This window comes from Clostridium sp. CM041 (genome assembly GCF_055081035.1).
In genome coordinates this window covers 1,076,175-1,096,738 of the sequence record NZ_CM143648.1, presented here as the reverse complement: position 1 = coordinate 1,096,738, position 20,564 = coordinate 1,076,175, and the positions used below count along the sequence as shown (strand labels likewise).

Annotated in this window: 18 protein-coding genes; 13 read left to right on the top strand and 5 right to left on the bottom strand. The window is 35.6% G+C overall.

Annotated features, from left to right (window positions below):
• Positions 1-83 precede the first annotated feature (83 nt).
• From ACWJJT_RS05220 to amrS, 12 genes are all read left to right on the top strand, one after another.
• A complete protein-coding gene (locus ACWJJT_RS05220; protein ID WP_462956282.1) occupies positions 84-365 on the top strand; it encodes a hypothetical protein in 282 nt (93 codons plus the stop codon).
• A gap of 10 nt (positions 366-375) precedes the next feature.
• Positions 376-1,080, top strand: coding sequence for an ATP-binding cassette domain-containing protein (locus ACWJJT_RS05215; RefSeq protein WP_462956281.1), 705 nt, complete (start codon positions 376-378; stop codon positions 1,078-1,080).
• Between the two features lie 570 nt (positions 1,081-1,650).
• Positions 1,651-2,337 (top strand): response regulator transcription factor, encoded by a 687-nt coding sequence (locus ACWJJT_RS05210; RefSeq protein ID WP_462956280.1) that lies wholly within the window; start codon positions 1,651-1,653, stop codon positions 2,335-2,337.
• Positions 2,324-3,313 carry a sensor histidine kinase gene (locus ACWJJT_RS05205; RefSeq protein WP_462956279.1) on the top strand — a complete coding sequence of 330 codons (990 nt, stop codon included), beginning with the start codon at positions 2,324-2,326 and terminating at the stop codon, positions 3,311-3,313. Before ACWJJT_RS05210 ends, ACWJJT_RS05205 begins: the two co-directional genes overlap by 14 nt.
• 82 nt (positions 3,314-3,395) lie before the next feature.
• Positions 3,396-4,079 (top strand): ABC transporter ATP-binding protein, encoded by a 684-nt coding sequence (locus ACWJJT_RS05200; RefSeq protein ID WP_462956278.1) that lies wholly within the window; start codon positions 3,396-3,398, stop codon positions 4,077-4,079.
• Entirely contained in the window at positions 4,076-6,664 is a 2,589-nt protein-coding gene (locus ACWJJT_RS05195; RefSeq protein WP_462956277.1) for an ABC transporter permease, read from the top strand. The genes ACWJJT_RS05200 and ACWJJT_RS05195 overlap by 4 nt, the downstream gene beginning before the upstream one ends.
• A gap of 570 nt (positions 6,665-7,234) precedes the next feature.
• On the top strand, positions 7,235-8,653 hold the full coding sequence (locus ACWJJT_RS05190; protein ID WP_462956276.1) for an IS4 family transposase: 1,419 nt from the start codon (positions 7,235-7,237) through the stop codon (positions 8,651-8,653).
• A 290-nt stretch (positions 8,654-8,943) separates the two neighbouring features.
• Positions 8,944-9,345 (top strand): RNA polymerase sigma factor, encoded by a 402-nt coding sequence (locus ACWJJT_RS05185; protein ID WP_462956275.1) that lies wholly within the window; start codon positions 8,944-8,946, stop codon positions 9,343-9,345.
• Positions 9,346-9,646: 301 nt separating this feature from the next.
• The gene (locus tag ACWJJT_RS05180) at positions 9,647-11,182 is read left to right on the top strand and encodes a transposase (RefSeq protein WP_462954445.1); all 1,536 of its coding nucleotides are present in this window, start codon (positions 9,647-9,649) and stop codon (positions 11,180-11,182) included.
• A 234-nt stretch (positions 11,183-11,416) separates the two neighbouring features.
• Positions 11,417-11,818, top strand: coding sequence for a helix-turn-helix domain-containing protein (locus tag ACWJJT_RS05175; protein ID WP_462956274.1), 402 nt, complete (start codon positions 11,417-11,419; stop codon positions 11,816-11,818).
• A gap of 756 nt (positions 11,819-12,574) precedes the next feature.
• Entirely contained in the window at positions 12,575-13,948 is a 1,374-nt protein-coding gene (amrA, locus tag ACWJJT_RS05170; RefSeq protein ID WP_462956744.1) for an AmmeMemoRadiSam system protein A, read from the top strand.
• 11 nt (positions 13,949-13,959) lie between these two features.
• Positions 13,960-14,946, top strand: coding sequence for an AmmeMemoRadiSam system radical SAM enzyme (gene amrS, locus ACWJJT_RS05165; RefSeq protein ID WP_462956273.1), 987 nt, complete (start codon positions 13,960-13,962; stop codon positions 14,944-14,946).
• 198 nt (positions 14,947-15,144) lie between these two features.
• Here the strand turns inward: amrS and ACWJJT_RS05160 are convergent, their stop codons facing one another.
• From ACWJJT_RS05160 to murQ, 4 genes are read right to left on the bottom strand one after another with little or no spacing between them, the layout of a single operon-like run.
• Positions 15,145-15,990, bottom strand: coding sequence for a MurR/RpiR family transcriptional regulator (locus ACWJJT_RS05160; protein WP_216302943.1), 846 nt, complete (start codon positions 15,988-15,990; stop codon positions 15,145-15,147).
• Between the two features lie 33 nt (positions 15,991-16,023).
• Positions 16,024-17,103 carry a MupG family TIM beta-alpha barrel fold protein gene (locus ACWJJT_RS05155; RefSeq protein WP_462956272.1) on the bottom strand — a complete coding sequence of 360 codons (1,080 nt, stop codon included), beginning with the start codon at positions 17,101-17,103 and terminating at the stop codon, positions 16,024-16,026.
• A 27-nt stretch (positions 17,104-17,130) separates the two neighbouring features.
• On the bottom strand, positions 17,131-18,492 hold the full coding sequence (locus ACWJJT_RS05150; protein WP_462956271.1) for a PTS transporter subunit EIIC: 1,362 nt from the start codon (positions 18,490-18,492) through the stop codon (positions 17,131-17,133).
• A gap of 17 nt (positions 18,493-18,509) precedes the next feature.
• Positions 18,510-19,415: an N-acetylmuramic acid 6-phosphate etherase gene (murQ, locus tag ACWJJT_RS05145; protein ID WP_216302946.1), complete on the bottom strand. Its 906-nt coding sequence runs from the start codon at positions 19,413-19,415 to the stop codon at positions 18,510-18,512.
• Positions 19,416-19,609: 194 nt separating this feature from the next.
• Between murQ and ACWJJT_RS05140 the strand changes: the two genes are divergently transcribed.
• On the top strand, positions 19,610-19,855 hold the full coding sequence (locus ACWJJT_RS05140) for a thiamine pyrophosphate-dependent enzyme (protein WP_462956270.1): 246 nt from the start codon (positions 19,610-19,612) through the stop codon (positions 19,853-19,855).
• Positions 19,856-20,012: 157 nt separating this feature from the next.
• Here ACWJJT_RS05140 and ACWJJT_RS05135 read toward each other — a convergent pair whose 3' ends face one another.
• Complete coding sequence (locus ACWJJT_RS05135) at positions 20,013-20,555, bottom strand: LemA family protein (RefSeq protein ID WP_165413804.1); 543 nt, start codon at positions 20,553-20,555, stop codon at positions 20,013-20,015.
• Positions 20,556-20,564 lie beyond the last annotated feature (9 nt).

The window sequence follows — 20,564 nt, the reverse complement described above, 5'->3', positions numbered from 1 at the left end:
GCATGTATGCCTCCTGAAATTTGCAACAAAATATAATTTGAAGTTAAAGCTTTTTTGTAAACGACATGGAATCTATTTTATGTATGGAGTTACTTTATATATATATAAGGGGGAATAAATATAACTACATTGAAAGCCAAGACAGCTGGGATTTAATATCAAGAGTATGCAAAGAACCTGAAAAACATTGCAAGGAAGCATATGGACAGTTCTTTGACATGATTTCACTTATACTCACTGTATTAGGAATATTAGTTGTACTTCTTACTCAGGTATGGTGGTCTGCAGTATTAATAGTACTCATTTCAGTTCCATTATTTATGATTGCTATAAAGGGCGGAAAAGCAAGAATACCAATACTATGAAAAATGTATTATGGATAGGGAATATTTTAAAGAGACTAGAATTTTAGGATGTTTTGGATACTTTAAAAAACTTTATAAAAATGCTTTATCAATAATTAATAATGAGGCTTTCAAAACTCAGAAAAAATCTGCAGTTATAGAATTCAGCTTAAAGCTTTTAACTTTAAGCGGTTATATTATAATTCTTCTGATTCTTGTAAAATGTGCATTAGATAAATCAATATCAATAGGTGCTTTTGGTGCAGTATTTGGATCTTTAGATATGCTTATAGGAATGATGGAAGAAATGATATGTTGGAATATAGGCAGCGTACTTCCAAAGATTGGTACTGTGAAAAATCTTATAAGATTTCTTGACATGGACGAATGTAAAGGAGAAGATGTAAAAACAAAGGGGATTCCTGGAATAAATATAGAAGATGTTTCTTTTGTTTACCCTGGAAGTACTAAAAGTTCACTATCGCATGTTTCTTTTGATATAAAACCTGGTGAAACTGTTGCAATAGTTGGTGAAAATGGTGCGGGAAAGAGTACCATTGTAAGACTTCTTATAGGCATATATTTTCCTACTAAGGGAAAAGTTGAATTTAATGGACATGATACTCGATTTGTTTCTAAAGGAAGTATATTTAAAAATACTTCAGGTGTATTTCAAAAGTTTCAGAAATATAAGGATATGTATAAATCTCAAAGTAAATGGTACATTTCTAACTAAGAATCTACGATATAGGTTAAACTCAAAGTATAGACTATCAATATATTTATGAACTATTTCACAAGTTTTAATTTCACTGGCTTCAAGGCCTTTAATCAATGATGCCTATCCCTAGTTCAGATGGGAGGATAACCTCATGGTGGTTATAGATTAGGTGTAAAACTTATCAAGGTAAGAACTGAAAAAAACGGAGTATATGGTACAGTTTCTCCATGTTTTGAAGCACGATATTCATATTCTATAAAATTAATTAATGGTCCCATTACGTCTCTATAAGCGGAATATTCTATTAGAAGTGAGATTTCTTTGTATTTCAATATATTTCTTTTAATTCCATTTATTTTATAGTAATATAATGTTAACCAACAATCATGTGGTATTAGCCATATCTAATTTGTTAGATGATATTTATTATTTACAAAAGGAGGACATAGAAAATGAAGTGCCATTGCTCTGCCGGGCGGATTAAAAGAGCTAAAAAATGGGAGATACATGGCTTGTTCCTGCTGACACTGAAAAACCGGCTGACGGACGATATAGGAGCAGTAAAGTAAAGGATGGTGAAAATAAATGAAACGGATATTTTTGGTTGAGGACGATAAGGCAATCGCTAAAAACCTTATGCTTTTGCTCCGCGCGGAGAAATTTACAGTCACCCACGCCCCTACGCGGAGTGAAGCCCTTGCCGCGCTTGCCGGGAATAAATTTGACTTGGCGTTGATTGATATTTCTTTGCCTGACGGAAATGGCTTTATGGTTTGCACGGAAATCAAAGAAACGCAAGATATTCCCGTTATCTTTCTGACGGCTTACGACGATGAGGCGAGTGTTGTTACCGGCCTGAATATGGGCGCGGACGACTATATCACCAAGCCTTTTCGTCCGCGTGAATTGATTGCGCGAATTGGAACCGCCCTGCGAAAAAGCGGGCGTTCTAGGTCGGCTTTTGAAATCCGAGGGCTTTATGTCGATACGGCAAGCGGCGTTGTGAAGAAAAACGGCAACGAGGTTTTCCTTTCAGCATTAGAATACCGCTTGTTGCTGGTGTTTATTAGAAACCCCAAAAGTATTATCACGAGGGGCAGGCTACTTGACGAATTGTGGGACGCGGCGGGCGAGTTTATCAATGACAATACATTGACCGTGTACATCAAACGCTTGCGGGAGAAGATAGAGAACAACCCAGCAAGCCCGCAAATAATTCTGACCGTTCGTGGGACGGGGTATAGATTGGGGGGCGAGTATGCTTCGGAATAGAGAGTTTCGGCAGTTTGCAATCTTGTTCTCCTTAATAGCTACCACCACTGTAACGCTGGGATTTGCAATAAATAGGTTGGCTGGAATCCTTGCCATTGCTTCTGCCGCCGCCTTTGGAACAGCGGTTTTTGCGTTTACCAAAGCCCGATACAAAAGCATTGCGCAGATTTCAGATCAAATCGATCTTGTGCTTCATAACGCTGATCATTTGTATATTGGTGAATCGGACGAGGGCGAACTTTCCATTCTGCACAGCGAGATAACAAAAATGACGTTGCGCATTCGGGAGCAAAACGACGCGCTGAAAAAAGAAAAAGAACATCTTGCAGGTTCGCTGGCCGACATAGCCCACCAACTCCGAACCCCGCTCACATCTGTGAACCTCATTCTGTCATTGTTAGCGAATAACCCTGATGAAAACGAGCGGAAAGCATTTGTGCGGGAAACAGAGGAATTGCTTGTGAGGATGGATTGGCTGATTACTTCCCTATTGAAATTATCCCGCTTGGACGCGGGCATTGTGGTGTTCCAAAGCGAGCAGATAGATGTAAACAACTTGATATGCGCCGCTCTTCACCCGTTTCTAATCCCAATGGAACTGCACGATATTGATTTGCAAATAGATGCACCGAAAGGGATGATTATTCAGGGCGATTCAGGTTGGCTTTCGGAAGCAATTCAAAACATCCTCAAAAATTGCATGGAGAGCGCAGGCGAGAACGGGAAGATTGAGATTGTCTGCACGGACAACCCACTGTTTATCGAGATTGCCATCCACGACAGCGGCGCGGGCTTTGAAAAAGAAGATTTACACTGCCTGTTTGACAGGTTTTATCGTGGGAAAAACCCAAACGCTACAGGATACGGGATTGGATTGGCTCTCTGCAAGATGATTATAACACGGCAGGGAGGGACGATTACCGCAAAAAATCACCCGCAGGGCGGCGCAATATTTGCCATTCGTTTCCCAAAGTGACTAATCTCTCACCTGAAAGTCACAGAGATGTAAGTTTAAGGTGCTATTATATGGGTAAGACATGAGAAAGGAGACTCACATAATGGAGTTTTTAAAAATTGAAAATTTATGCAAGGTCTACGGAAAGGGCGAAAACCAAGTTAACGCGCTTGACCATGTTTCGCTTACAATCGAAAAGGGGGAGTTTACCGCAATTATCGGCTCCTCCGGCTCCGGTAAATCCACATTGCTTCACATCATCGGCGGCGTGGACGTGCCGACAAGCGGAAAGGTGTATTTGGAGGGGCAGGATGTATATGCCCAAAACAATGAAAAACTCGCCATTTTCCGCAGGCGACAGGTAGGACTGATTTACCAGTTTCACAACCTCATTCCCACTCTGAATGTGGTGGAAAACATCACTTTGCCTATACTGATGGACAAGCGCAAGGTCAACGAGGAACGGCTGAATGACTTGTTGGAACTGCTTGGGCTAAAAGACCGCAAAACGCATTTACCCAATCAGCTTTCGGGCGGTCAGCAACAGCGCGTTTCCATAGGACGCGCTTTGATGAACTCGCCGGCGGTCATGCTTGCCGACGAACCCACGGGCAGTTTGGACAGCCGAAATGGACATGAAATCATCAAACTGCTGAAAGAAAGCAATAAAAAATATGGGCAGACCCTGCTCCTCGTCACCCATGACGAAAATATCGCTCTGCAAGCAGACCGCATTATCGGCATATCAGACGGCAAAGTAGTGCGAGACGAGAAGGTGAGACCATGAATATTTTCAATAAAGTTACCCTGCAAAGCATGAAAAAAAGCCAAACACGAACGATTGTAACGGTTATCGGAGTTATTCTGTCAGCCGCCATGATTACGGCAGTCGCTACCTTGGGCGTTTCCCTGATGAATTATATGGCAAAAGGCGCGGCCCAGAAATACGGCGATTGGCACGTCGAGTATATGAACGTTGATTCCTCTTTCGCAAAGGAACGAACCCTCGACAATGGAGTTGCAAACACTGCAACATTTGAAAATATCGGATACGCAAAACTTGACGGAGGGAAAAACCCCAAAAGGCCGTATCTTTTTATAGCCGGATTTAGCAAGGAGGGCTTTGATACCTTGCCCATAACCCTGGTTTCAGGTAGATTGCCGAAAAACAGTGGGGAGATTCTTGTTCCGCTGAGCGTCGAAGCAAGCGGCGGCGTTCAATTCGCGGTGGGTGACACGCTTTCACTTGCTGTCGGAAGCCGCATGGAGGTTAACAAAAATCTCAGTCAACAAAACCCTTACATTTTTGGAAAAGAAACTCTTATGCCAAAAGCCAAGAGAACCTACAAGGTTGTCGGAATCTGCCAAAAACCCGGTTTTGATGAATCTTCAGCGCCGGGATATACCTTGATAACAAAAGCAGATGCACAAGACAAATCGGACAGCTTAAACCTATTTGTCACGCTTAAAAACCCGCGTGGGGTTCACTCTTACGCTAGCAGCACAGCCCAAAGCCATAGCTATATCTTTAACGATGATGTGTTGCGCTTCATGGGTCTTTCGAACGATAAGTTTTTCAACACGCTTCTGTACTCGATTGGCGGTATTTTGGTTGCCTTGATAATGGTAGGCTCGATTTTTCTGATTTATAATTCGTTCAACATATCGATGAACGAACGCACACACCAGTTCGGGATTCTCTCGTCGGTGGGAGCCACAGCGAGGCAACTGCGAAATTCGGTGTTATTTGAGGGACTTTGTATAGGTGCGGTCGGCATACCGATTGGAGTTATCGTTGGCATAGGCAGCATCGGACTTGTGATTTCCGGTGTCGCCAGGAATTTTGAGCACGCTATCTACAGCAACGTCCCTTTCACCTTGACAGTATCCATCCCCGCGATTGTCGGCGCGGCGGTAGTCAGCATTGTTACAATTATGATTTCGGCCTATATCCCGGCCAGGAAGGCCGCAAGCACTCCCGTTATGGAGAATATTCGCCAGACGAACGAGGTCAAAGTTGAATCCAAAGCCGTGAAAACGTCAAAACTGGCGCAGCGTATTTACGGTTTGGAGGGAACCCTTGCGCTAAAGAATTTTAAAAGAAACAAGAAACGTTATCGCAGCATTGTGCTATCACTTATTTTAAGCGTAGTGCTGTTTATATCGACCAGTGCTTTTGTAACGGATATGAAACAGGCGTCGGAGCGGGCAGTAGCGGTTGCTACCTATGACATCGGTTTGGCCACACAGGACATGAACGATAGCGAAATGTTGCGGCTTTACGACAAACTAAAAACCGCCGACGGTGTTTACGAAAGCTCGTATCAAGCGCTTATGAAGTATTCATGCGCTGCAAAAGCAAGCGATCTTTCAGACGATTACTGGAAATACGCGGGTTCACATTCGCCGGACGAAACGGTTAATCTACCAATGGACATCCAGTTTCTTGATAACAGCACCTATCTGAATACTATTAAAAGCTTGGGTTTGCCCGTAAAGGAATATACCGGGCAAAATGCAAAAATGATCGCCGTTGCCAAAATGCCACGCCACATGAAAGGCAATCGGAAGGAGGATGTTAATACGTCTATTGATATATTCAAGAGTTCTTCCATGAATTTTACCATCGCTCCCGAAACAAATGGCAAGCCGAAGATGGAACAGAAGCGAAACGTAAGCATTACGTTTGTCAATACCGTGACGCCTGATACACTCCCGATCTTAGGGAAATCCGGGTCGAGGAAGCCGTTCCCTTGTAAGGTGATGGCTCCCTATTCGCTCAAAGAGAAGTTTGAAACCCCCGATACCCATGTGGCTATTAAGGGCTTGACATTTAGCTCAAAGAATCCCACAAAATCGGTGGCTAAAATGGAAGCGATGATTAAGGGTGCGGGAATTAAATCAAAGTATAAACTGTACAATTTTTATGAAATACTCGATCAGAACCGCAATTACGTATTCATTGCCAACGTGTTCGCTTATACTTTTATCATTATGATTTCGCTGATTGCGGTTGCTAATGTGTTCAACACGATTTCCACTAATATCAAGCTGCGCCGGCGAGAGCTTGCCATGCTACGCTCTGTGGGGATGTCTGACCGTGATTTCCAAAAGATGATGAATTTCGAGTGTGCCTTTTATGGTATGAAGGCATTGCTCTTCGGGCTTCCCATATCGGCAATCTCTTCTTGGCTGATTTACAAAGGAATGGTTAGCGGCGGGGCCGACAATATCAATTTTGTGTTCCCGTGGGGCAGTATAGGAATCAGTGTGTTCAGCGTACTCTTTGTGGTGTTCATTACAATGCTGTATTCCGTTAGCAAGATAAAAAAAGAAAATATTATTGACGCGCTTCGGGATGACATGAATTAATTCAAAACTGATATTGACTTGATAGAAAATTAAAAAACATCTGCGTGATTGTGTTCAAGTGATTCGCGATCGCTCCGAAGTTGTACCACAATAAAATACGGCAAAAAACCCGCCGCGTAAGCGGAAAAAGAAAAAAACAGTTGTTCGGCGGGGGTTTGTTATGCCATAAAAAGATATACCATTGAGGAACGGCGGTTTTGAAAATCAAAATCGCCGTTCCTCAATGGTATATCGGAGGGCTTGATAAACTGTGCCCTTTTTCGGGACACGGCGGCGTGAAAGGAAGACGTTGCCGTGTTTTGTTATTACTGTATTTCAAAACAGTACATCAAGCCGACAGCAAAATATCTTGTACCTTCGGGCCTATTTACTGCCCCATAGCCATCAACCTAACAAACCCAGTTAATGTTAAAATAATTATTAACTTTTTTAAAATTTATATAAAAAAAGAGTGAAATATTCCATATTTAGGAACAAATTCTACTCTTTGTTTTTTGATATTAAGTTAAATAATATATAATTTTATTATATATTATTTTTATATAAATTTAAGTAGAAAGAGGTCCAATAATGAATAAAAAACTACGAATACTTACAAGAAATCTACAAAAATTATTTGATTCAGAAATAATTCGAAGAATGGCATTAAAACATCAATTTGTTAAGCGTAAAAGTAAGCTTACGGGAGAAGTTTTTTTAAATTTATGCACGTTTTATGGTGAAGATTTATGTTCAGTAGCTTTAACAAAATTATGTACTAGATTATCCGCAAAGGATGACGTGTTGTTAAGCCCACAAGCATTAGACAATAGATTTAATAAAGGGGCTGCCGAATTTATGAAAAATGTGTTTAATGAAATGATGAAAATACAAAGTGATATTTTAAGAGAGCAAGAACAGTTGCTTAAAACAAACTTTAACAGAATAACTGTAGTAGATTCTACAAGTTTTAAACTTCCAGATTATCATAAAAATATTTATAAAGGTGCAGGAAGTAAATCAGGTGCTAAAATACAGCTCCAGTATGATTTATTAACGGGAGAATTTATTCTTTGTGAGGTTATGCAAGGGCACAGAAATGACGCTTCTTATATTCCCGATATACAAAAAGAAGTAAAAAAAGGCGATCTATGTTTAAAAGATTTGGGTTATTATAAAACTGACGATTTAAGACTTATTGAAAGTAATGAAGCTTACTATGTTTCAAAAATTAAAATTAATATGAACGTTTTTAAAAGACAAGAGGTAACAGAATATGGGTTTGGTGGTAAAGCGACAGTAAGATATAGATATTCCCCAATAGATATCTACAAGCTATCAGAGCCTTTAACAGAAGGCGAAACACTGGAGCTTACAGAAATCTATATAGGAAACACAAGTAAAAATAAATTTAAAACCAGATTAATTGTAACTAAATTATCCGAAAAAAACAAGAGGATAAGACAAAAAAAATATAGAGAAGAAATTAGAAAAGGCCACAAAAATAAAAGTGAAAGAAACGACCTATGGGCGGCTATTAACGTATATATAACTAATACACCGGTTGAAACTATTGATACTTTAAAGGTTCATGAATTGTATTCTTTGAGATGGCACGTTGAAATAATGTTTAAGATTTGGAAATCTTCTTTTAAAATACACATGGTTAAAAAAACAAAAATTGAGCGATTTGAATGTTTTTTATATGGAAGACTTATCTCCATATTATTGTCTTTGTGTATTGTTTTTACATCCCGCAAAGCTATTTATGCAAAGGAAGGCAAGGAAATTAGTGAATTAAAGTCTTTTGGCATTGTTCAAGACTACTTTGATATACTAAGACAGAAAATTTTCAAAGGTAAAATAATAGTATCAAACCTATTATTAAAGATTTTTAATTTAATAAGTAAATTGGGATTGAAATGCAAACGAAAAGGTAGAAAAACACTCGCATTAATATTGAAGGACATTGAAATAACAGAAGATGAACTGGTAAAAATGGCAAGTTAATACTTGATGTTATTTAAATATATGTAAATAATCTACAAAAGTAATTGCAGGTTTATTTATTGTACCTAAAATTCATGATTTTAATTAATTATTTTGAATAAATTCTATTTTTGCCCATATTACACCTTCCATTTATAAAATAATAATAGCCATCATCATTTGGAATATATTTCAATCCTTAGGTTGATGGCTATGATTTACTGCCCCGGCTGTCGTTCCCCGCACTCTCTGTTCATCAGGCATAGTCTGTGGAGCAATCCGCAAACATGATGAACGGGAGGAAAAAAATAATGGACAAGCCATTAGTTACGATTTCATATAAACTCGCCAATGGGAGCCCGATTAGCGTTGAGGTTTCAACTTCGGTCAAGGAACTGCTTGAACAGTACGACCGGCAAATCCGTTCTCAAAGGCGGCATCTTGACGTTGAGGTACAAACAGATGAAGATTTGTTAAGCTCTCGGTTGCCCGCATATGAGGACACCGCCGATCTGTTGGAAAGAATTGAACGCGATACCCGATCGCATGAGGCTATCGGCAAGCTAACCGAAATGCAGCGGCGAAGATTATGTCTGTACTATTTCGATGGATTAAGGTACAGGCAGATTGCCAGATTGGAAGGTGTGACCCACCGAACCATTATCAGCACAATCGATCATTTGTTGAATCGGCTTAGGATGCTCTGCTGTTGATTTACAATAAATATTGACCCCCTTTTGACACTGAAAATTGACCCCCTCACTAAAAAGTAGTGCACTCTCGGAAACTCTTAAGGCACTGCTAACTCTTGATTCATTTTGCTCAAAAATCAACTTCACCTCAAAAATTCGTGGTGCCTCATATTGTACGAATAACCTAGAAAATTTAAGCTATTCGTATTATTTTTTATTTTTTTTACTTAAACATTGTGAAATAAGACTTGACAGCTAGTAAAAATTCGCAAAATTAAATATGTATATTTTTTACATTATTTCATTTGCGAGGAGTGTTTTTATGTTAACTGTTAAGGTTTCTCATTCCCAATATCAATATTTTCTTGAAACATTTTTAGAAAAATTCTATATTCAAACCAATCAACAAATCACTTTGTTTGAGCGTAGTTCACAAATAACTAAAATATGGTCTACCGACCTAACCGGAATTGTCCCTCTAATAGAAAGTACTTATTCTAAATCTAATCAAGGAGCTCCGCCAAAAGATGCGGCAGCATTACTCAGGTCACTTATTATCATGGCTTATTGTAAAGAAACTAGTATATCCTCTTGGGTAAAAACATTACGTTCAGACCCTTTCTATTCAATTTTATCTGGTTTTATACCCGCTTGCTATTCAGACTCTAAAGCCGAAGGCATACATGTTGACCGACTTCCTGGTGTAGGTACTTTTTATGATTTTATGGATAGGCTGATTCATAAGGATAAGATCCTTAATAAATCCAAACTGCGTAAAATTAAACGTAAACCACGTAAAAAGCAAAAGAAAAACCAAAAGATGAATAACTCCAAATCTGGTGTAGTTGACCGTTTAGTTAAAAGAATCTTAAAATTTGATAATTTAAAGCTCCTTGACAGAAGCGAATCCAAAATGAACAACATACTTAAAGAATTATTTGTTATTCCTTCTTTATCAATGGGTATTTTGGGCGATCCTTCTAAACTAAATATTGCTGGCGACGGAACCTGTATGCCAACACAGGCTTCGCCTTACGGTAAAAAAGTTTGTGATTGCAAACTTAAACCAGGAGAACATTGTGACTGTTATCGAAAGTTTACCGACCCCAGTGCTAGCTGGGGTTGGGATAGCTTTAATGAACATTATTACTATGGTCATACCTATCATGGATTTACTGCCTGTGATAGCTTTTACAGCCTACCTATCCATATTAAATTTGTTAGCGCGGCACGCCATGATGCTGTTACTGGAGTTTATGCACTTAAAGAACTTGTAGATTTATATCCTGAAATTAAATTTCATTCTGTAGCCTTAGATTCTGCTTATGATGCTAATGCTTTTTATCTTTTATGCATGCATTATGGAATAAATCCTATTATTGATTTAAATTCACGTTCTTCAAAACCATCATCAAATAGTGAATTTGTTAAACTTGATAAGAATGCTATTCCACACGGAACTGTTTGTGGACATCAGCTTCGTAATTGGGGAATTATTACTAAACAATATAGACATAAATGGTTATTCCCAGTTCAATGTGAAAACTGTGAAAAATGTCCTATGAAAAGCAATAAATCTTATTACACTAAAACATTAGATAACCCAAGGTATTTTACTCCAATATTAAGAGGTTCAAAACAATGGAAATCTCTTTATAAAAGACGTTCAACTACTGAAAGGTGTTGGGATAGAATAAATAATAATTTTCATGCTGAAGATGCAATTATTTATTCTGTTGGGTATAGAATAACAAGGGTATTTCTTGGTGCATTTTGCTGTTTCATAGATGCTTGGGCATCAGAAAAATTAATAGCCCTTGCTGATATTTTCCCAACTCTTAAAAATATAGCTGCGTAATTTAAAATAAATTTCAATTCAATAACCAGCCTACGGCTTTTTTTAATAGTGTATAAAAAAGTCTTTTTGTCATGCCCGTAATTAATTCAAATATAACTTTTCATTCAAATAAGCACTTTTAATACTTAAATATGGAAATTGTTAATTATTGTTTTCCGACTATACTAAAGTAATACCCTTTATGTGTACTTAAATGTAATTGCACATAAGGGAGGCAGCAAGTGAAGGTGAAAGATGAGAGATTGGATCGCAGTTAGAAAACTTCATGAAAAGGGAGTACCGATAAAACAAATAGCAAGAGATTTGAAAATGTCAAAAAATACAGTAAAGAAACTCATAAAAGAGGAGACTGAGCCAGAATACACAAGAGAGACAACTTGCACCAAGATTGATGACTATAAGGATATCGTAAGAATTTGGTACTTGGATAAAAATTATAACTTTAATGGTACCAGAATTTTCAATGAACTGTATAAGAAAGGATATTCAGGAACTATAAATCCCGTACTATTCGAGTTGGTTGGACGTCCACCTCTTAGTAACATTTTGCTAGGGGTTCTAATGTTGGTAGCTCTAAGAAAGAGGTTCTTAGAGAAAAACTTGCATGGTTATTCCAGGAAACATTTGGTGAGGTGATAGTGTACTGGCGTTTGTTGTAAATAATAGTGTTAAGAAAATCTTAGAAAAGAGTTTTATTATTACTATCACAACTGCTTATGGCCTGTATTTTTAATTTATTTATCTACCGCACTAGATTACTTTACTTGTAAAAAATACGGTAATCCTCAGCAAGATTAATCTGATCATGTGTTTACAAATAAAGGTAGTCATGCTACCGTTTCGGTTCCGGTGCTATAAATGCCCCCATATTTGATACAAAATCATTCCATATAATGAGATGTTATATTTAACAGACTTTCTCGAATCCATTTCTTAATATACCTAATAGCTTGGCATTACTGAGTCCAGTTTCCGTAAGTTCCCCTACAACATTCTCTACCATCTTTAAACCTTGTAAAGCATAAGGATGTAAATTAAATTGGCTAAAAAGATTATGTATTTAATATAGCAATAATTATAAAAATCAACAGAAAAATATTAACAATAGTAGAAATACACATGTTAATTAATCTTTTCTTAACGGAAAGCATGGTATAAGAATAGAAAACTTTGTTGTTGTGGAGGAAATTGAAAACATATTATTTCATTATAAAGTGGCTAACTAAGCTAATGCTAAAAAACCTTTATGGATATGAACACTAAGTAGTGGGTAAAATATTTATGCATATAAAAATAGATTAGGCTAGAATACTGACTTATTTATTTAAATGAGATTTAAAGTAATGAATAGGAGAGGTGATTACAACGGGAAAAATAAAAGCTTTTTATACAATGCCACATCCACCTATAATAATTCCAGAGGTAGGACGTGGAGAGGAAAAAAAGATAAAAAACACATACGATGCTTGCGTGCACATTGGAGGCGAGATATCAGAGTTAAAACCAGAAGTAATAATAGTAGTGACACCACATGGAACTATGTTTTCAGATGCCATAGCTCTTTCTTTTGAAAGTTCTATTTCAGGAAATTTAAAGCAATTTGGGGCGTCAAAAGTTTCTATGAATTTTGAAATAGACATGGATTTGACAGGGAAAATTATGGCTAAGGCACGCAGTAATAATATACCAACGGTAGAAGTAAGCACAAGTTTTCTTAAAAAATACGATAGGGAATATGAATTAGATCACGGCAGCATAGTTCCACTGTATTTTGTTGTTGATAGGTATAATTCTTTTAAGCTTGTTCATATTACCTATGGGGGGCTTAGTCCTATACAGTTATATAAATTTGGTAAACTAATTAAAGAGGCAATAGAGGAGAGCAATGAAAATGCTGTATTTATTGGAAGTGGTGATCTTTCACATCATCTTAAAGATGAAGGACCTTATGATTATAATCCCTATGGAGAAGTGTTTGATGCCGAAATAATAAGTCTATTAACAAAGGGTGATGTATCAGGAGTATTTAATATAAATCCAGAAATGGTTGAAAATGCTGGAGAATGTGGCTTAAGGTCTTATTATATAATGCTTGGAGCAATGGAAGGTAATGAAATAAAGGGAGAACTCCTTTCCTATGAAGGCACCTTCGGAGTGGGCTATGCGGTAATGAAATTTGACCTTAAAAACAGTGATAGAGATATATTGTCAGAAATTACTAATGAAAAAAGAAAAAAATATGAGGAAAGAGTAAATAACGAAGATGTTTATGTTAGGCTTGCCAGAGAAAGTCTTACTCATTATCTAATAGAGGGTAATTTCATGGATCAACCAAACTATGTAACAGAGGAAATGATAAATAATAAAAGAGGGGTATTTGTTTCTCTTAAAAAATTTGGGCAGTTAAGAGGCTGCATAGGTACAATTTTTCCCGTAACAGAAAGCGTAGCAAGTGAAATAATGCGAAATGCCATTGAAGCAGGAGAAGGGGACCCAAGGTTTAGTCACGTATCGGAGGGAGAACTTGAGGATATTGTGTTTTCCGTAGATGTTTTAACGGAGCCTATAGCAGCTATAAAAGAACAATTAGATCCTAAAAAATATGGAGTTATTGTGAGAAGTGGTAGAAAGAGTGGACTACTATTACCAGATCTTGCTGGTGTTAATACCATAGAGGAGCAAATAAGCATAGTATTAAATAAAGCATCAATTTCCCCAAATGAAAAATATTCTATAGAAAAGTTTGAGGTTATAAGGCATAAATAGGAGTGGTAATTATGGAAAAAGAAGCTTTGTTTTATGAAAAACAAGGAGAGGTAGTTAAATGCAAACTTTGCCCTCATAATTGCCATATTCCATCAGGCGCTCATGGCATATGTAATGTACGGGTAAATAGCAAGGGAAAACTTTATACGATAAATTATGGAGAAATAACTTCTATGGCTCAAGATCCCATAGAAAAAAAACCACTATATCATTTTAAGCCAGGAAGCAATATACTTTCTGTAGGAAGCTTTGGTTGCAATTTTAGCTGTGGGTTTTGCCAAAATTACTCTATATCCCAAGGGAGAGCAAAGAGCGAATATGTACCACCAGAAAAATTAGTGGAAATATGCAAAAGTCTGGAAGGTAATATTGGGATAGCATTTACATATAATGAACCTTCTATTTGGTATGAATATGTATACAATTCATCAAAACTATTAAAAGAAACGGTAAAAGATATAAATATAGTGGTGGTTACGAATGGCTATATTAAAGAAGAACCTCTAAAGATACTTCTTCCATATGTGGATGCTATGAATATTGATTTAAAAGCGTTAAACAACAAGTATTATAAGGATATATGCGGAGGCAGTGTGACACCTGTTATGGATACTATTAAAATAGCATCAAAACAGTGTCATGTAGAGGTAACTACTCTACTCGTAAATGGAGAAAATGATTCTGCAGAAGAAATTGAGGGAATTGCAGGATTTATTGCCTCATTAAATAAAGATATTCCACTTCATTTATCAAGATATTTTCCAAACTATAAGATGGATAATCCTGCTACAAAAGTTGAGGTAATGTATAAAGATAAGCAAATAGCAAAAAAATATATTAACTACGTATATTTAGGCAATGTAGCAGGCACAGATAACTCAACTTACTGCCCAAAGTGCAGTTACAAGCTTATTGCAAGAGAGGGATACCAGCTTCATGTTAATACTAGTGATGATATATGTCCAAAGTGTGGTTATAAAATAAATATTATACTTTAAATTAACAATAATCTCCAAAGCTAAATTTATTTCGCATAAATGTAGTTTGGAGGTTTTATTTTAAGAGATTTAATAGATGTTGAGGTACCCGACCACCTACATTCAAACTAATAAAAAAGCCACAGTAAAAAATGTACTGTGGCTTTTTTGATTCAATATAATATCTTGGTTTTTTCACACCAATATACTTAACTTCCCCTATTTATACAATTCTTTAACTGCTTCTCTTGTTTCAATTAAGATTTCTTCAACTTCTTTTATATTATTTCTAACCATGCCTATAAATAACATATCTATTATTGCTAGCTGTGATATTCTCGAGCTAATTGCACCTTCCCTTAAAGATTTTTCTACTGCTGGCACACGTAATACTACATCTGAGATATCAGCTATCTTATTATTTACACTAGCCTTTGTTATTGCTATTACTGGAACCTTTCTCTTTTTTGCATTTTCTACACATTTAATAACTTCTCTTGTTTCCCCTGAGTAGGATATTGCTATTGCTACATCACCTGGCTCCATTAGTATAGATGAGGTTATTTGCAAATGTGTATCTGTATGTGATATACATCTCTTATTTATCCTGCTTAACTTATAATAAAGATCTTGACCTACTAAAGCTGATACTCCTACACTGAATACATATATATTTTTAGCATTTATAAGTAATTCTATTGCATTATCTAGTTCGTCTTCCTTTAAAAATCTAACTGTCTGTTCCATGATAGAATCTACTGAATTTTTTATTACATGAATTATATTCTTTGTTCCTAAATCTTTATCCAAGTATTGAAACCCTATATCTTGATCCATTTTATCTAAATTTATAGATAACTTAAGCTTCATTTCATTTAAGCTATTAAAACCTATTTTTTTAGCAAACCTAACCACTGTTGGAGCTGATGTTTTAGTAGTATAGGCTATATCCTTAGCTGACATTGATATAATACTTTTCTTAGTTTCTAATAAATAATTTGCTATTAATTTTTCACTATCTGTAAAACTATCGTAATTTTGCCTTATATATTGTAATACATTCATAATATCACACCCTATTTACATTTGATGTTAGCTCTATTTATTTACTATATTAAAGTAAAATTTTTTACCACCATTTATATATTTTAATAGATAAATATGATTTTGTAAAACAGAAGCTACAACATTTGTCCTATAATCACTCTTTTGACTTGTTTTTAATATTTGTAATTCTCCCATATACCTCATGTAATTTTCGTTATCTATAATAATATCTCCATAATTTTTATCCACTGTATTTAAGGCCTTTATTTTATTTCCATTAAGAACTAATCTACTTTCACTAGCTCTTATAGCATCTCTAGCCTCATCTTCTCTTTGGGTGTAAGTTTCAGTAAGTAATCCTAGGGTTACAGTATCATATTCTTTTAATTCTATAAAAAGCTCTACTGCATCTGGATTTAATCCAGATAGATCTTCTAGTTCTTTTTTGCTTGGAAGTGAATCACCTATAAATACAGATTTATTTCCTAATGCAAACAAATGATTCGCAGCCTCTCTTACTTCTATACCTCTATGATCTTCTAAACTTGGTAGGCCATCATATAATGGGCCTCTTTTTCTATTATTTGATTGTACAAAAGCAGAAGATTCTATTCCTCTTTTACTTAAAATAGTATTTTTCTCTTTCATACATTCTTCTGAAATACCTGTACCCACTCTTGGATAAAAATTATGTAATGCATCAACATTTTTATAATTAGGGGAATATCTATCTAGGTTTTCAAAAAACTTTTTAGTTATTGTTGATGCATTTAGTTGTATTTTAATTCCATAAGTGTTTTTGCTCATTTTAGATACTTCTTCTTCTGTATATCCAAAATCTATTCTTATAGTCTTAACCCCTATATCAAATAGTCCCTTCAAATCCATATCATTTAAGTCTAAAAACTTAAATGTGTTAGGAGAAATATCGCTTATTATATCCATATTATATTTTTTAGCCAATTTGAAAAATTCTTGTGCCTCAGTCTTTAAGATACTATAATTTGCCTCTGGTATATGAAATGAGGTAAATATTCTAGTAAATCCAAGTTTATGGGCCTCATTTAATAACTTTATATTTTCTTCCTTTGTATTGTCTAGTCCAAAATAAATAGAAAAACCATAACTCATAAAAATCCCTCCTCAAATCATAGATTGTTATTCTACTGGATCTTCAAAACCTAACATGTTAGTAAAGAAATATCCACCTATATATGATACCAATACACCTAATAAGAATACTGGCATTTTTCCATTTGCAATTAATAATGCGAGTGGTAATCCTGATACACCTAATGCAACTGCTCCTACCTTAAATATTGCCATAACCGCTCCACCTAGTGCTGCTCCAAAACAAGCTCCAACAAATGGCTTTCCAAGTGGTAATGTTACTCCATATATTAATGGCTCTCCTATTCCTAAAAATCCTGGTATTAATCCATTTTTAGCTACTTTCCTTAATCTTTCATTTTTTGTTTTTCTAAGTACTGCTATAGTAGCTCCTACCTGCGCCATTCCAGCTGTAGCTAATATAGGAAGTAATACTGTAAATCCAACATTAGCTATTAAATCTGCATGTATTGGAGTTAATGCTTGGTGCATTCCTGTCATAACGAGTGGTAAGAATAACCCTCCTGATACTGCTCCTGATATAACTGATATTATCATATTATCGGATGCAATAGTTTGAGCTACAACTATTCCTATACTATCTGAAACAAATCCCCCAATTGGTTGAAGTATAAATAATGCTACTAAAACCGAAAGTGTAAGTGTAACGAGTGGTGTAACGAATAAATCCAACACATCTGGTACAAACTTCCTGCAAACCTTTTCAATGTAACAAGCTAAACTTACTACTAATATTACTGAAATAATACCCCCACGTCCTGGAGTTAATGCTGTTCCAAAAAGAGTTATCTTTGCAAGTGCTGCTGATGATAGAATACCACCTAATACTCCACCCATCATTGGCATTTGTGAACCGAATTCTTTAGCTGCATTTACACCAACTAAAATTGATAATATAGAGAATACGCCATTACCTATAAGCCCTATTATTTGAGCTGCTGTTGTGGTTTTATATACATCACCCAAATATACTCCTGCTATATTATTAACTGCAAGTACAAGCCCAGAAGCTACGAATAGTGGTATTAAGGGAATAAATATATTCCCTAGTTTTTTAAGTATGTTTTTAAACTTAGTGTTATTCTTTTCTTTTAATTTATTTTTAGTTTCTGCTACTGCATCTTCACCTATAACTGGATTTCCCCCAAGTATTTTTGTTACTTCTTCAGTTACCTTATTTACCTTTCCTGGGCCATAAATAACTTGTAACTGTCCCTCTGACTCAACCACTCCAAGGGCTCCTTCAGATTTTTTTATTTTATCTATTTTAGCTTTTGAAAAATCGTTAAGTTCTAATCTGCATCGCGTCATACAGTTTGTAACAGATTTTATATTACTTTTCCCTCCAACTAGCTCCACTAAGTTTTTAGCAATATCTTTATTTACCATAATCTTTCCTCCCTATTTTAGATATTATTTAGTGCTTTTGCTATATATCCTTTATTTTCATCTAATATGATTTTTGCTTCCTCTTTATTAAGCTTTGATAATATCATGAATATTGAAAGCTTAACATCAAAATCTGTTTTATTTAATATTTCTGATGCTTCTTCAATAGCTACTCCCGTTGCTTCACAAATTATTAACTTAGCTCTCTCAACTAGTTTTTCATTTGTTGATTTTACATCTACCATAAGGTTGCCATATACTTTACCTAGCTTTATCATAACCCCTGTTGATAACATATTTAGTACTAGTTTCTGAGCTGTTCCTGATTTTAATCTTGTTGATCCTGTCACAACTTCTGCTCCAACTACTGGTTCTATTGATATTTTCGATGTTTTTGAAACTTGTGAATTAGCATTACAAGTAACTGAAATGGTTAATGCTCCTATTTCATTTGCATACTCTAGTCCTCCTATAACATATGGAGTTCTACCTGATGCTGCAAGTCCTACTATTGTATCATTCGCTGTTATATTTTTATTTTTCAAATCTTTTACTGCGAGTTCCTTAGAATCCTCAGCGCCTTCCTTTGCACTAAACATAGCTTGTTTACCACCTGCTATAATCCCTTGTACTAGTTCTTCAGAAATTCCATATGTAGGTGGACATTCTGATGCATCTAAAATTCCAAGTCTTCCGGAAGTTCCTGCACCTATATATATTAATCTCCCACCTTTATACATTCTTAAAGTTATACAATCTATGGCTTCTACTATTTTAGGAAGTTCCTTTTCCACGGCTTCTGCTACCTTTTTATCTTCATTATTTATTATTTTCACCATTTCTAAGGTTGAAATTTTATCTATGTCCATGGTATTTTCATTTCTACTTTCTGTTGTTAGTTTTTTTAAGTTTAATATATCCATATTTCCTCCTTTATTTCTGATCATTTTTCTTTTGTGTACGGTTTCATCTTATGAGATTATATTAGCATAACTGAAATTACATTTCAAGTATTTTTTAAAAAAAAGTTATTTAATTTCATTCATGTTTTGTGAATATATTCCTTATCCTTCTTGCTTTCATTAATAATAACGTAATCAGTGATAAACCTAATTGTATGGGAACCGGTGTAGGGGGAGTTGTAGGTTCGTACTTAGCTAATCCTGATAGAACATATGCTGTAATGGTAGGTGATGGTGGATTTTACGTGAATGGAATGGAAATACTAACAGCAAAAGAATATAATATTTCTATTATATACTTTGTTGTAAATAATTCTATGTTAGGGCTTGTTAATAATGGATTAAATGTACTATATGGTAGAAGTTGCAAAGGCAAAGTTAAATTTGCTAAAAAAGTATAGCTTCTATTGCAGAAGCCATGGGAGTAGAAGCTATACAGATAACCTCGAATGAGGAACCATTACTTATTGAATTTGAATTAAATTAAGAAGTAATAAATTAAGAGCATCCGTTTGGATGCTCTTTTACATTAACAAATTGGGAATACAATTTGTCTTGCTAAAACTTAATCTGCGGAGTAGCTTTTTCTTTCTCATCCACATTGAAGAAAGGTTCTTCTTTGAAACTAAACATGCTTGCAATCAGGCTTGATGGAAACATTTGTACAGAGTTATTGTAATCCATAGCAACATCGTTGTAAAATTGCCTTGCATAGCTAATTTTATCCTCTGCTTTTGACAATTCTCCCTGAAGCTCAAGAAAATTTGTATTTGCCTTAAGTTCTGGATATGCTTCTGCTACAGCAAACAATTTTCCAAGAACCTGTGTTAACTCACCATTAGCCTTCATCATATCGCCAGGTGTATTTGAGGAAAGATAGTTAGTTCTGGCTGAGGTTACTTCTTCAAAGGTACTACGTTCATGATTAGCATAGCCTTTTACAATTTCAACTAGGTTAGGGATAAGATCAAATCTTCTTTTTAGTTGTACGTCTATTTGGCTCCATGAATTCCTCACCTTATTACGTTTGATTATGAGGTTATTATAAAGAAAAATCAGTATCAGTACTAGTGCAGATATTATAATTACTGGAATTAACATAAAAATCGC

Coding starts and splice junctions, on each gene's coding strand:
- ACWJJT_RS05220 (WP_462956282.1), top strand. CDS start 84: ATGGAGTTACTTTATATATATATAAGGGGGAATAAATATAACTACATT.
- ACWJJT_RS05215 (WP_462956281.1), top strand. CDS start 376: ATGGATAGGGAATATTTTAAAGAGACTAGAATTTTAGGATGTTTTGGA.
- ACWJJT_RS05210 (WP_462956280.1), top strand. CDS start 1,651: ATGAAACGGATATTTTTGGTTGAGGACGATAAGGCAATCGCTAAAAAC.
- ACWJJT_RS05205 (WP_462956279.1), top strand. CDS start 2,324: ATGCTTCGGAATAGAGAGTTTCGGCAGTTTGCAATCTTGTTCTCCTTA.
- ACWJJT_RS05200 (WP_462956278.1), top strand. CDS start 3,396: ATGGAGTTTTTAAAAATTGAAAATTTATGCAAGGTCTACGGAAAGGGC.
- ACWJJT_RS05195 (WP_462956277.1), top strand. CDS start 4,076: ATGAATATTTTCAATAAAGTTACCCTGCAAAGCATGAAAAAAAGCCAA.
- ACWJJT_RS05190 (WP_462956276.1), top strand. CDS start 7,235: ATGAATAAAAAACTACGAATACTTACAAGAAATCTACAAAAATTATTT.
- ACWJJT_RS05185 (WP_462956275.1), top strand. CDS start 8,944: ATGGACAAGCCATTAGTTACGATTTCATATAAACTCGCCAATGGGAGC.
- ACWJJT_RS05180 (WP_462954445.1), top strand. CDS start 9,647: ATGTTAACTGTTAAGGTTTCTCATTCCCAATATCAATATTTTCTTGAA.
- ACWJJT_RS05175 (WP_462956274.1), top strand. CDS start 11,417: ATGAGAGATTGGATCGCAGTTAGAAAACTTCATGAAAAGGGAGTACCG.
- amrA (WP_462956744.1), top strand. CDS start 12,575: ATGCCACATCCACCTATAATAATTCCAGAGGTAGGACGTGGAGAGGAA.
- amrS (WP_462956273.1), top strand. CDS start 13,960: ATGGAAAAAGAAGCTTTGTTTTATGAAAAACAAGGAGAGGTAGTTAAA.
- ACWJJT_RS05160 (WP_216302943.1), bottom strand. CDS start 15,990: ATGAATGTATTACAATATATAAGGCAAAATTACGATAGTTTTACAGAT.
- ACWJJT_RS05155 (WP_462956272.1), bottom strand. CDS start 17,103: ATGAGTTATGGTTTTTCTATTTATTTTGGACTAGACAATACAAAGGAA.
- ACWJJT_RS05150 (WP_462956271.1), bottom strand. CDS start 18,492: ATGGTAAATAAAGATATTGCTAAAAACTTAGTGGAGCTAGTTGGAGGG.
- murQ (WP_216302946.1), bottom strand. CDS start 19,415: ATGGATATATTAAACTTAAAAAAACTAACAACAGAAAGTAGAAATGAA.
- ACWJJT_RS05140 (WP_462956270.1), top strand. CDS start 19,610: ATGGGAACCGGTGTAGGGGGAGTTGTAGGTTCGTACTTAGCTAATCCT.
- ACWJJT_RS05135 (WP_165413804.1), bottom strand. CDS start 20,555: ATGTTAATTCCAGTAATTATAATATCTGCACTAGTACTGATACTGATT.